13 protein-coding genes, 1 pseudogene and 1 CRISPR repeat array (1 of these 15 only partly in view) are annotated in these 12,796 nt (G+C 38.5%); of the genes and pseudogenes, 8 read left to right on the top strand and 6 right to left on the bottom strand.

From position 1 onward, the window contains the following. Positions 1-25: 25 nt before the first annotated feature. The gene (locus tag EKM65_RS06760; RefSeq protein ID WP_125606937.1) at positions 26-781 is read left to right on the top strand and encodes a nucleoside phosphorylase; all 756 of its coding nucleotides are present in this window, start codon (positions 26-28) and stop codon (positions 779-781) included. Between the two features lie 285 nt (positions 782-1,066). Here EKM65_RS06760 and EKM65_RS06755 read toward each other — a convergent pair whose 3' ends face one another. From EKM65_RS06755 to EKM65_RS06730, 6 genes are all read right to left on the bottom strand, one after another. Further along, positions 1,067-1,279, bottom strand: a complete 213-nt coding sequence (locus EKM65_RS06755) for a hypothetical protein (protein WP_125606935.1) — start codon at positions 1,277-1,279, stop codon at positions 1,067-1,069. A 92-nt stretch (positions 1,280-1,371) separates the two neighbouring features. Next, on the bottom strand, positions 1,372-1,707 hold the full coding sequence (locus EKM65_RS06750; RefSeq protein WP_125606933.1) for a hypothetical protein: 336 nt from the start codon (positions 1,705-1,707) through the stop codon (positions 1,372-1,374). 154 nt (positions 1,708-1,861) lie between these two features. Beyond that, entirely contained in the window at positions 1,862-2,065 is a 204-nt protein-coding gene (locus EKM65_RS06745; protein ID WP_125606931.1) for a hypothetical protein, read from the bottom strand. 212 nt (positions 2,066-2,277) lie between these two features. Beyond that, a complete protein-coding gene (locus tag EKM65_RS06740; protein ID WP_125606929.1) occupies positions 2,278-2,493 on the bottom strand; it encodes a hypothetical protein in 216 nt (71 codons plus the stop codon). Positions 2,494-2,890: 397 nt separating this feature from the next. Beyond that, complete coding sequence (locus EKM65_RS06735; RefSeq protein WP_125606927.1) at positions 2,891-3,577, bottom strand: rhomboid family intramembrane serine protease; 687 nt, start codon at positions 3,575-3,577, stop codon at positions 2,891-2,893. A gap of 21 nt (positions 3,578-3,598) precedes the next feature. Then, positions 3,599-4,267, bottom strand: coding sequence for a rhomboid family intramembrane serine protease (locus EKM65_RS06730; protein WP_125606926.1), 669 nt, complete (start codon positions 4,265-4,267; stop codon positions 3,599-3,601). A gap of 691 nt (positions 4,268-4,958) precedes the next feature. On the opposite strand from EKM65_RS06730, the gene EKM65_RS06725 reads away from it, so the two are divergent. The 7 genes and pseudogenes from EKM65_RS06725 (at position 4,959) to EKM65_RS06700 (ending at position 11,202) form a co-directional block, all read left to right on the top strand. Further along, positions 4,959-5,657 (top strand): HlyD family efflux transporter periplasmic adaptor subunit, encoded by a 699-nt coding sequence (locus EKM65_RS06725; RefSeq protein ID WP_125606924.1) that lies wholly within the window; start codon positions 4,959-4,961, stop codon positions 5,655-5,657. Positions 5,658-5,690: 33 nt separating this feature from the next. After that, positions 5,691-5,822, top strand: a complete 132-nt coding sequence (locus EKM65_RS11555) for a hypothetical protein (protein ID WP_263853614.1) — start codon at positions 5,691-5,693, stop codon at positions 5,820-5,822. 74 nt (positions 5,823-5,896) lie between these two features. Beyond that, on the top strand, positions 5,897-7,201 hold the full coding sequence (locus EKM65_RS06720; RefSeq protein ID WP_164506854.1) for a sensor histidine kinase: 1,305 nt from the start codon (positions 5,897-5,899) through the stop codon (positions 7,199-7,201). Next, positions 7,202-7,942: a response regulator transcription factor gene (locus tag EKM65_RS06715; RefSeq protein ID WP_125606921.1), complete on the top strand. Its 741-nt coding sequence runs from the start codon at positions 7,202-7,204 to the stop codon at positions 7,940-7,942. 211 nt (positions 7,943-8,153) lie between these two features. Continuing rightward, positions 8,154-8,351 carry a hypothetical protein gene (locus tag EKM65_RS06710; protein WP_125606919.1) on the top strand — a complete coding sequence of 66 codons (198 nt, stop codon included), beginning with the start codon at positions 8,154-8,156 and terminating at the stop codon, positions 8,349-8,351. Positions 8,352-8,926: 575 nt separating this feature from the next. After that, positions 8,927-10,237 (top strand): NCS2 family permease, encoded by a 1,311-nt coding sequence (locus EKM65_RS06705; RefSeq protein ID WP_125606917.1) that lies wholly within the window; start codon positions 8,927-8,929, stop codon positions 10,235-10,237. 194 nt (positions 10,238-10,431) lie between these two features. After that, positions 10,432-11,202, top strand: a pseudogene (locus tag EKM65_RS06700) (IS5 family transposase). Positions 11,203-11,463: 261 nt separating this feature from the next. After that, positions 11,464-12,796: direct repeats of the CRISPR family, unit length 36 nt; unit sequence GATCTATTTTAGCTGAAAACTGAAGGAATCAATAGC (it continues 1,079 nt past the right edge of the window).

The following is a 12,796-nucleotide window of genomic DNA, read 5'->3' as shown; positions in this document are numbered from 1 at the left end:
TGATTTAGAATTTTTGGAGGCAGTTATGAATTTTCTTCCGATAACTAATTATGATTCTTCGTCTAAGGCGGTTATCAATCCCTTTAGGAATGAAGGCTATCATTTCCCGGACAAGATGTTACTTGCCTTCGTAACACCAGAAGTAATTCGTGAATTTAAGCAGCAATACAATGTCGAAGAACTGGCAACCTTTCCAATGTTTTCGGGTGCGATTCAAGTCTTCCAAGTTAATTGGCATGGTGAGACCGTGGGAGTCTGTCCTGCAGTGCTGGGTGCACCGGCCGCGGCACAAATTATGGAGTTTCTAATCGCCTATGGTGCCAAGCAGATTATTGCGGTTGGTTCTTGTGGTGTTCTACGGGAAATTCCAGAGAACACCTTCTTAATCGTTACTGAAGCTTTGTGTGATGAAGGGACATCTTATCATTACTTACCAGCAGCTCCAAGTATTCAGCTGGATCCAGAAATAGTTGAAGCGATTCAGGCATCACTAGGCAAAAATTCAGTTGCAGCTGAAACAGTCAAAACTTGGACAACCGACGCTTTTTTTCGTGAGACACCTTTGCTGACAGCGCAATACTTGGCGCAGGGATTTGAAGTCGTGGAGATGGAATGTTCAGCACTCGCCGCAATCGCTCGTTTTCGTGGGGTAGAGTTTGGCCAGATTCTATTCACGGCTGATTCTTTAGCCAATCCCGAAGCTTGGGCAGCACGAAATAAAGGACGTGGTGCTCATACAATGGGGCTGACCATCGCACTGAATTGCCTGATTGATCTTTAGCAGTTCGTATCATGTAAAAAGGTTGAGGCCAGAATTTTTTCTAGCTTCAACCTTTTTTGCTACTTTTTAGCTTGATGAGTATTCTGAAATGTTTAAAGAATGCCAACGAAATAGACGACGATATTTCAGAAATGTTTTAAATGAAGATGATCTATACTAAATTAACCTAATTTCTTGAGAAAACGAATCACGCCACTAGTATCTTCACCAGTTAATTCTAACGGCCCCATTTGATAAATGTTTTGTTTAGGGAAATCATCGGAATAAAATCTACCTTGAAGGCCATTAATTAGAATTAGCGCGCTGGGATGTTCTTTTTTTAATATCGTCAATATTCCCAATTGCGGTATCAATCTGAACTGTCCAATCCATGTTATATTCTGCAAGTTGGATATTTAATTTTTTGGTAAATCTTTTACCCCGTCCTGGGAACACAAATAATTCACCGCCAGTAACTGGCAAAGAGCCCCAAAAGACGATGATGGCAAGTTTTTTCATGAACGCTTTTTCCTTTCAAAAATTATTGTAAGATCAGGAGATGAGGTGCTATTAACGTTTCAAATTAGGATTGTGGTAGTAAAATTGGAAAATTACCCCAGTTTTTTTAGAAAACGAATGACACCGCTTGTATCTTGTTCAGTTAATTCTGTTGGTCCCATTTGGTAGATGTTTTGTTTAGGAAAATCGTCAGCATAAAATCTATCTTGAAGACCATTAATTAGAATTATCGCACTGGGATGCTCTTTTTTAATTTCGTCAATATTCCCAGTTCCAGGATCAATTTTGACCGTCCAATCCATATTAAATTCCTCAAGCTGAGTATTTAGTTTCTTGGTAAACTTTTTTCCTCGTCCTGGGATTATAAACATTTCACCACGGGTAATTGGTAAAGTACCAAGAAAGACGATGACAGCAAGCTTCTTCATGTTTTCACCTATCCTTTCAACTTTAAAACGTCATTAATTAGTTTGTTGTATTTCTGAAATTCAAAGTCATCCGTAAATTTATTTTGTGTAACTACCACGTACCTGGACGATAATTTGTACTCGCCTTTGTCCCACAATAAAATTGAAAAGGCGATTAAAAATTGACAAAGGCAGCGCTAATACCAGCCGCAACGATTAAAATTCCGATAATGAAACTACTTCCCAAACTCATGAGTGAAAATGGGGAGGTGGACGCACTACCTTGTTTTACAATCCTTCTTGATGAACCGGCTGTTAGATAAATTTGGATAATTCCAATAATAATGAGTACTAACGAGACAATATACTTGATAGGCATAGCATTTTCCTCGATTTTACAATTTTTAACGACGGAATCAATTTTTTAAGCAGTGTGATCAAGTCGTACATTTGATTTCTGTTGATGCCGTGAATTCTGAATTTTTTTTAGGGGTGTTTCTGATTCGGAATCCACGGTATCAACAGAAATCATTTTCGATTAAAATAAATTACTTTTGCGTGATGTAATTTGCAACTACGACAGTTACGAAACTAATTCATAATTGCTTGAACGCCTGCTACTAAACAAGGTATTGATCCGATAATCAGGGCGATCCCAACAATCAGACTAACGTTAACGGCATAAGCCATGAATTGATTGGTTGTTTTAAGTTTCCCTGATTTCAATTGTTTAAATAATGACCGAGTATAAAACAAATCCCATGCGCCTGCACCAGCTAATAAGATCCCCATTAAACCAGTAAACATTTCTATGCCTCCTATGAATTTTATCGTATTCATGAATACATTGTCATTGTACTTCAAGCTTGAAGGAAAAAGTGAACAATGTCTTGAATAGCTATCAAACGTTCCTGAACGGTCACAGGAGGATGGATAATTAGTTTTTTTCAGATCGTAAACTGAAATTAATTCTTTAAGGAAGCTGTCCGCCGTAACTGGATAGATTAAAATCGTTTAGCATTGGTCCTAACTTAATTGAGAATTATCGAAAATCGAGATTTCAATCGTCAGTCAGTAAAAAGCGTTCACTCAAGATAAACTTTGAAATGCCTAACAATCATTGGACTGTTTGTCTAACAATTATGAAGCACTTCGCAGAGTAAATTTTGGGGTGAACGCTTTTTATCGTCTTCTGTTTTTTGATTTAGCTATGGCTCAGTTGTTTAGTTACGTGCAAAATCAATTCATAGACTATAAAAGTGAAGATACCCAAAAAGAAGCCGATAGTATGATCAATATCACTTATATTCATGAGATTGGGCCGTAGGAAGGGTGTTAGTAGGTAGGCAATCAGATATAAAGATATCAACGCTACCAAGAGTATTTGTAACGGATGTCTTGCCAAATATTTTTTACGAATAGTTGGTTTGAATAGCACTGTAAGTAACAGCACCGCAAGTAATCCGAAAATTACAACTGATGAGCCGGTATATTTTCCAACTAATTCTTGAGAGTCGAATTGATTGAAATCAAGGTTGCTAAGTGACTTAGCAACCAATATGCGAGTAGCAATGTCACCAAGTAATCCGCCAAACGTTCCGAAAAATGGGAAAAGAATGGCTAATGTTAGATGCCCCCAATATTTCTCAATCAGACAGCTAACTAAGAATAGAAAGATAAGGTCGGAAAGTAATACCGGCGAATAATGAACCCAAGATGAGGTGAATAGGCGATAATATTCACGGCTAGTCAAAGTATCTATGGAGTCCCCCAATATTGAAATAATTGGTAAATTGGGATTAATAAAGTACAAAATAAAAGTTACTGAGCAAATTGATGTATAAATTATCGTGACATAATATTGCTTAAAAAATTTTTTAATAGCTTGCATGCCGGCTACCTCGTTAAATAGTTAGACTGTTTCGCGTTTTATGGTATTGACCACTAAATTATTTCGCCGAGAGAGAATGAATGCGATCGCTGCGCCGCTAATGAAACCATAGATATGGGTCAAATCGCTAATGTTGAATTGTGTAAGTAGGGGAATGATAATCACAGAGACCAGAATAAAAAAGTTTAAAATCACAAGTATTCCCTGTTTGCGACGTGTCATTTGCGGTATTTCTTTAGGTGAAATCAAGATGATACCACTCCCAAGGATACCGGTTATTGCGCCAGAGGCACCAAGAAGTGGTTGAGAGAATGACATGATATCAAATCTGGAATAGGTATAGAAATAGTCTACGAGAATTTTGACGGTTACGTCGGCTAACAGAAATGCCAGTACACCGGTGACGAGAAAGATAAACGTAAATCGCTTTGATCCTAATGTGGGCTCGATCAAAAATCCACTTAATAGAAGGAGTATGAGGTTAGAAATTAATGCCAATAAACTCCCATTTTCCAACCAAATGGCCGTGAATAATCGATAGAACTCACCCGATAGCACGCGATCGCCAACATTTCCGAGGGCTTCAGCGGAATTCACCATCAATGAGTAATTACTATTTAAGAAAATGTACGTCACAATAAGTAGTAACGCGCAATATAAGGTCGCACGATATTTTTTAATTTGTTGCAAATGATTGACGTCCTTTCGAGTAAAACGAACTGGGACAAAAACTTTAACCCGGTTCGTTTTATCATGGTACAAGAATTCCGGCTCGAATGACTTAACTATACTGCTCTATTCGACTAATATTTTAGTCGAACAGAATGGCGTAGTTAAGCATCGAGCTTGATCTAGCTTATCTTACTTTTATTATAAAAAGTTGGTTAGTGAACGATGTTTGTTTTACTATTCATTATACGGTCAAACGCCCCTGCATAGTACCAACTTTTGCCAGTTTTAATGTTTATCTATTGCAATCCTCATTTTTAAAACGTTTGTAAATCAAAATATGTTCACAGCAATTCCTGATTTATTACAACTTCGAGTGTGAAACTCATTATATTTCAATAATTTTTATTCGTGTTAATTATTTCTTGAATAGCTCTCGAACATTCCTGAACGGTCATTATTTAAGTTGTCATTAACCATTCAGGAACGTTCAAGTACCATTTAGGAAAGATAACAAAAAAACTTATCCGATGGTGCTATCTTTAAATTATTGAAAGATAAGTTAAGGAGAGAATTCCATACGGTATCGATGTCAATATGTACCTCAGGTTGATTTGTAAAAAGCAAAGTTGCCGATTACACCGAGCTTAAAGAAAAAATTAATTCTGGGAAGGCTTTAGCAAAAGGGAATCAGTTTGCCAGTCAGTATGAAATGTATCGTGCGCAAATCAAACAAGGAAATAGTGGTGATGTTAAGAAACAAGTTGCTGCAGAGATCGATGCCAATTCGCAGCAGGTTGCCGAATTGATCAACAATTATCAGATTCAGGTTGCTAGTATTGACGCTACTCAGGCAAGCCATAGTGGTTTAAGCGATGAATTATCAGAGAATAAGTCTGAATATTTAACTAAGGCTCAAAAAGAATTAGTTGATTTGAATACGACCAAGCAGGATCTGGAACTAAAAATTCAAGAAGCACATTATGCCAAACAAGATTTGATTGTTAAAGCTCCGAAGGCTGGTGTAATTCACTTGCTTAATGACATGGATAGATACGCGCAAATCCCTGCTGGTACCATTCTCGCGGAGTTGTACCCTGTCAAGAAAGTTGGCGCTAGAATTGTTGTTAACATTCCAGCCACCGAAGTTGGGAATGTAAAAGAGGGAGAGAAGGTCCATGTTCGCTGCTTCCAGAAAACATCACATCCTGTTGAGCTCAATGGTCATATTCAGCAGATCTATTTAGCCCCGGTTCGCACCAAGGAGGGTAATTACTTTAAAACCATTGTTAATATTGGCTCTAAGAATAATCGACTTCTCCGCCAAGGAATGCAAGGACAAGTCACTGTTATTACCGGTAAGAAAACATATTTTGATTATTATAAAGATAGATTGTTAAATAAGGATTAGGATCATTTAAATAAAATAGAGGAGTGAAGAATTATGAGTAAAAAAGAACAAGAAAATAAAAAAGAATATTCAAAAATGACAACTGCCGAGTTGGCTAGGGTCGAAGGAGGAAATAGTAAAGCGTCATTATGGCCCTTGTTGTTAAAAGGAAAATCTAATAAGTAATGATGATTAGATAGGATTTTCCTAATCATGCTGTTATAATGGTTTGATAAAATCATAACATGGGTGATGTCAAAATGTTTATCTTAGTGACAATCGTACTAACTTTTTTATATTGGACATTATTTTATCAGATCAACAAACAAAGATTTGATGTATTGGCGTATATTGTGTCAATGATCATATTTGGTGTAGCTGATTATTTTTGGGGTGCATACATTCCCGTTCTTTTTTTAGTTTTCTTTTTTGGTTATTGTCGAATTAAGGAAGGTAAGGGCTATCTTCGCTTATCATATTTTTATAGTATCTATATTGTTTATATTGGTTTTATGCTGTCAAATTTAATCTCACTAATTTTTTATGAACTTTTTTCCGGCGCTTTTATTGATAAATATATGACCGTTTTACAGATCATCTCGACGGTTGCACCAGTATTTATCCACTATTTAGTTGCACGCGCTTTGAAGATTAATTTTACATTGCTGCGTCGTAGCGACCCATTTATTAAAGAAAAAATTCTAAAGCCCCTCAATTATTTGTTGACTTTTTTTGTGCTGGTCTTCTTTTCGAGTTATTACTATGAATTAACCTTGGACACTTCGGCACCAATCACCGAATACACTAAGTACATCATGTTTGTCTATGCCTTTATGTTTGGAACGGTGCTTTTTTTCATCAGTAATCGTACGCGGGCTTATTTACAATTGGAGATTCAACGTGCTGAGCGGCTGCAGATTAAACAGTTGAATCAATATACCACTGAGATTGAGCATATGTATCAAACACTGCGGAGCTTTCGCCATGATTATCAGAATATGTTGATTAGTTTGCAGGATAGTATTGACTCTGAGGATCTGGACTTGGTCAAACAGACGTATCAAGAAGTCCTTGTTAAAGCGAAGGTGAAGATTAATCATCATGCGGCAAACGTTAATGAACTTGCCAATGTGCAGGATCATGCGCTTAAGAGTGTGCTGTATTGGAAGTTAACCGAAGCCAGAGATTCAGGGGTTAAGACTGACATTGAGATTAGAGAGGACATTCCTAGTCAGTTAGCGTTGAGTACGCTGGATTTAGTTCGGGTTCTTTCTATTCTACTTGATAATGCGATTGAAGCTGCTAAGAAGACTGCTAATCCCGAATTACGCTATGTGATACTCTGCGATCAAGCCAATGTCGTAATTATTGTGCAGAACAATAGCACAGAGGAACATATTTCTTTGAATAAAATTTTTAAATCTGGTTATTCAACGAAGGATGGCCATCACGGGTTGGGATTGACCAACGTTGTCGAGATTACGGACCGCAATCCTGCTGTTAACTGGGAAACTTCCTTCAATAATCATCAATTCACACAAAAACTAGTGATTGGGGAACGATAAATGAATATTTTTGTTTTAGAAGATGACTTATTGCAGCGCGAAGCAATCGCTGCTGATCTTCAACGGTTGGCGGCAGCCAATCATATTAAGATTGACCAGTTTACGGCCACAAGTCATCGCGATGAATTGCTGGCGGCGATAGCTGGTCGTGATCCCCAACAAATTTATTTTCTTGACCTTGAAATCAAGGGTGTACGCCAAGCAGGGCTTGAAGTTGCTAAGGCCATTCGCGCGAAAGATAACTTAGGTACCATCGTTTTCGTGACGACCCATTCCGAAATGGCACCGGTCACCTTCAAATATAAAGTGGCTGCGTTGGATTTCGTTGATAAGGATCAAAGTGAAGAAGATTTTCAACAGCAACTTTTGACCAATCTTTTATACGTTCGTGATCAACGGCAGACAGTCGCAGAGATTCATTATTTTTATTTTGAGAATAAGACTAGAACGGTTCGTGTACCTTTCGATGAGATATTATATTTTGAAACGTCGGAGCAAGCACACAAGATTGTGCTGTTCACCACGAATCAGCGGATTGAATTCTATGCTAACCTGAATGCAATTGTGCGATCCGAGCCAGAATTAATGTTGATTCAACGTTCGTGTGCAGTGAACGTGAATCGGATTGTCAGCTATGATAAGTCTAACATGAAGCTAACGCTCAGTGACGGGACTGAATTCCCGGTTGCACGGCGCAAAATTGGTAAGATTGAACGACTTCTGAAACATAATGCTAAGTAAACTTGTAGTTGTTGAATTGTCGCGCCGATTTATCACTACTGAGTTAACTTGCTAAATCGAAAACTGCTATGCTGTGGTTCTTCGCGCTTGCGCAAAGGTTGCTTAGGAATTGTGTGCGTTGCTCGAGCTAGCATGCTAAATGCTAGAACTGTTATTTTGTCGTTCTTCGTGCTTGCGCAAAGGTTGCGGATGAAATATGGTGGGTACCGTGGTGGCAAATAAATACTTGGCGCTGGAACGTAGTGGGCGTCGATTTGAGCCGATTGAAGTGCAAATCGTCTCAAATACGAGCCTTAATATAGGCAATAAATTGCCAACATTAATGTCACTACTGAGCGGTATTTATTTGCCACCACTTGACGAGCAAGATGGCAACCTTTGCTCAAGCGCTGAATTGACGAGTGATTAGACCATTTTTGATTTTCAGAAGTACAAGTTTGCTATTAAATCACACCACATCATCTCGTTTGTCAGTGCCGGAGGGAAATCGTGGTCAGCCGCGGAATTGTTGTTGGTGGTTTACCACTTACAACAAAGCTTGCGTTTGAGACGAATCGGTTTTGATTCGGCTCAAACCAACGCTCGCAGCGTTCCACCAGCGCATTTTCCGTAGGCATGAAGAAGTACAACATAACAGTTCTAAGACTTTGCACTTATAACTAGGTTTGGTTTTTGACTTGGCTCAAACCAACGCTCGCAGCGTTCCACCAGCGTATTTTCCGTAGGCACGAAGAAGTACAACAAAACAGTTCTAGGATTTTGCACTTTCAACAGGGTATATGTTCAGTATGAAATAGTTTTTCTTGGGCACGAAGAATAGCAATTAGCATACTTTTAGAACTTACGAGCTTGAACGCTGATAAATCAAACGAAAATGAATTACAATTTAATGTTTGTGTTTACAAAAGCTATAATTTGGTATAAGCTAATATTTGTTGCTTTTATTTACCAAAACACGAACATTAATGAAGAGGATTTGATTGAATGGGTGCGAAGCTAGAGAAGTATTTCATGTTTGACGAATTGAAGACAAATTGGCGTCGAGAATTATTAGCCGGACTCACAACATTTGTTAGCATGTGTTACATTTTGTTTGTTAATCCGAGCGTTTTAGGCGCATCTGGTATGAATAAAGGTGCTGTTTTCACGGCAACGGCTTTGGCTAGTGCCTTAGCTTGTTTCATTATGGGAATTGTGGCCAAATATCCGATTGCCTCTGCTCCTGCATTGGGAATTAATGCTTTCTTTGCCTATACCGTGTGTATCGGAATGAAAGTTCCATGGCAGACCGCCTTAGCTGGTGTGTTCGTTGCCTCAATTATTTTCTTATTAATTACAGTTTTTAAACTTCGCGAGATTATTATCAATGCGATTCCTGCTGACTTAAAGTTTGCGATTTCTGCTGGGATCGGGATGTTTATTGCGTTCATCGGTTTACAAGATGGTGGTTTGATTGTCGCGAATAAATCGACCGTTGTTGGTTTAGGCAGTTTGATGACTGGAACGACTTGGTTAACAATCTTCGGGTTAATTGTTACGGCGGTTTTAATGATTCGCCGCGTGCCAGGAGCAATTTTTGTCGGGATGGTCTTGACGTCATTGTTGGGTGTGCTGACAAAAATGATTGATCTGCCAACTAAAGTAGTTGCCGCCGCACCAAGTTTGGCACCAACTTTTGGCGTGGCAATTAAGCACGTTGGATCCATCAACAGCTTACAATTGTGGGTCGTGGTGTTAACTTTCTTATTGGTTACCTTCTTTGATACAGCGGGCACATTAGTTGGCTTGGCGCAACAAGCTGGTTTTATGAAGAATAACGAAATGCCACGAGTTGGTAAAGCATTGATGGCTGATTCAACGGCGATGTTTGCTGGTTCAATTCTAGGAACATCACCAGTTGGAGCTTACGTCGAATCTTCAGCAGGGATTGCTGTAGGTGGTCGTTCAGGAATGACTGCAGTTTTCACCGGCTTGTTCTTCATTCTTGGGATGTTTTTCTCGCCGTTATTGGCTGTTGTGACGACTCAAGTTACGGCACCAGCTTTAATTATTGTTGGTGTTTTAATGGCGCAGAACTTAACTCATATTCATTGGGATAAATTAGAGATTGCTATTCCTTCATTCTTAATTATTATTGGGATGCCGTTGACTTATTCGATTTCTGACGGAATGGCTTTAGGTATGATTACTTATCCAATTATGATGATTGCTGCTAAGCGTGGTAAAGAAGTTTCAATCGTGATGTATGCACTATTCTTTATCTTTATTGGCTTTTTATGGATTTTAAATGCTTAGAATTGAAATGGCGTTGGGATGTTAAAATCCCGGCGCCATTTTAGGTTATGTTGACACCGAAGTTTTTGCCGTGACACGATTTGATCAACAAAGTGGTGAAAAAATTAGCGCTTATACTAGGGTGTGTCTTCAAAATCAAAAACATTCGTCTTTAGCCCAAATCTTGATATGATGAAGTAAAAGGGCTGAAGACAATGATTATTCACCGCTATGAACTGACCGATGAACAATGGGATAAAATCGAATCGTTGTTTCCGACTTACACCAGAGGGCGCCCTGCCCGACATGATAATCGGAAAATGCTAAATGCGATTCTTTGGATCAATCGAACTGGCGCACCTTGGCGTCACTTGCCCGAGCGGTATGGTTCATGGAAAACTGTCTATACGAGACTTACTCGCTGGGCACATGATGGTGTTTTATAATGCGTTTTTAGAGTACTTGCTAGTGATGCCGACATGGAATACTTGCATATTGATTCAACTGCAGTCAATGCGCATCAACACAGTGCTGGCGCTAAGCAAAGTGGTCCAGCAAAGGAAGAAAATCATATTGGCCGTAGCCGTGGTGGCAATACGACTAAGATTCATGCTTTGGTTTATTCACTGGGAAATCCAATTACTTTTATTCTAACCGAGGGCAATTGCCATGACAGCCCAGTTGCACTTGACCTGTTAAAGGAAGTATCTCTAACTGGAGTCAACGTTGTCGGCGATAAAGCCTACGGTAGTACGGTTATTCGTGATTACATCACTAACCAAGGTGGCACCTACACGATTCCACCAAGAGAATCGGCATTAGCACCATGGACAGTTGATTGGTGGGTCTATAAGGAGCGTCATTCAATTGAATGTTTCTTTAATCGCTTAAAGCATTTTCGGCGTGTTGCGACAAGATATGATAAGACGGCTTATGTTTTTCGTACGTTTATTCACGTAGCGGCAATTTTGTTATTACTTAGATAATTTGAAGACACACCCTAATTTGTATATGAATTTTAACTCATATTTAATAATTTGTTTAGATGGGTAGAATGAAGTAATGTATAATTGCCCTGAAATTAACCAAGGTAGTTTATGAGTAATTGTTATTTAGTTAAGCATGGATACTGACTTTTCAACATTGTAACCACTAAGAAATTACCAAATGAGTTGAACTGTTGTCCATTTTTAGGGCAAATGAAATAGCTTGATATACGTGAGGTATCAGGCTATTTTAGTATACTGGATCTATTTTAGCTGAAAACTGAAGGAATCAATAGCAATGAGCGTTCCATGGTGCTTAGTGGTCCAGATCTATTTTAGCTGAAAACTGAAGGAATCAATAGCTGTTGGCATTCAATGCTAGGATAGCTGAATGATCTATTTTAGCTGAAAACTGAAGGAATCAATAGCCACTGTCAACATTTCCAACCTTGTATCTCTGATCTATTTTAGCTGAAAACTGAAGGAATCAATAGCCAACAAGTCGAACAGGAACATTGAGTACATGATCTATTTTAGCTGAAAACTGAAGGAATCAATAGCGCCGATAGTCTTTCTCTTTTGATACTCGTTGATCTATTTTAGCTGAAAACTGAAGGAATCAATAGCTACCGGTAATGTTTGCCGCTAACAGCATTTGATCTATTTTAGCTGAAAACTGAAGGAATCAATAGCACCTATATTTTGCGTTTCCACTGATTTTCAGATCTATTTTAGCTGAAAACTGAAGGAATCAATAGCAGGCGGACTTGATGCTGTCAAGAAACTGAAGATCTATTTTAGCTGAAAACTGAAGGAATCAATAGCATTCGGACCACCGACTGCCGATCGTGAATGGATCTATTTTAGCTGAAAACTGAAGGAATCAATAGCCGCGATGTTAAGTCTGATCGTGATGCGAAAGATCTATTTTAGCTGAAAACTGAAGGAATCAATAGCCCAATTCAAGGACTATGATCAGCTTAAGACGATCTATTTTAGCTGAAAACTGAAGGAATCAATAGCTACTGTGACGCTGAATTGGCTAAACCTAAAGATCTATTTTAGCTGAAAACTGAAGGAATCAATAGCTATATTACGTGACTATCCTAATTTAGATAAGATCTATTTTAGCTGAAAACTGAAGGAATCAATAGCCCAAGCACTCGATGGTTGTTGAAATTTCAAGATCTATTTTAGCTGAAAACTGAAGGAATCAATAGCTGTTCTTGCTGTGGCATTTCACTGTTAATAGATCTATTTTAGCTGAAAACTGAAGGAATCAATAGCCCAAATTGCAAACACGCCCATGACAACATAGATCTATTTTAGCTGAAAACTGAAGGAATCAATAGCTTCCAAGCTTCAAACAGGTACAACCAAATCGATCTATTTTAGCTGAAAACTGAAGGAATCAATAGCAATCAACTTAAGGCGGTGTACATATGTTTGGATCTATTTTAGCTGAAAACTGAAGGAATCAATAGCAGCGCAAGCGACCTATGAGCGTAATCAGCTGATCTATTTTAGCTGAAAACTGAAGGAATCAATAGCGAAGGAACACGACAATGGCAAAAACTATACGATCTATTTTAGC

The organism is Lapidilactobacillus bayanensis, assembly GCF_003946695.1.
Lineage (GTDB): Bacteria > Bacillota > Bacilli > Lactobacillales > Lactobacillaceae > Lapidilactobacillus > Lapidilactobacillus bayanensis.
This window is presented reverse-complemented; position numbering and strand designations above follow the sequence as displayed.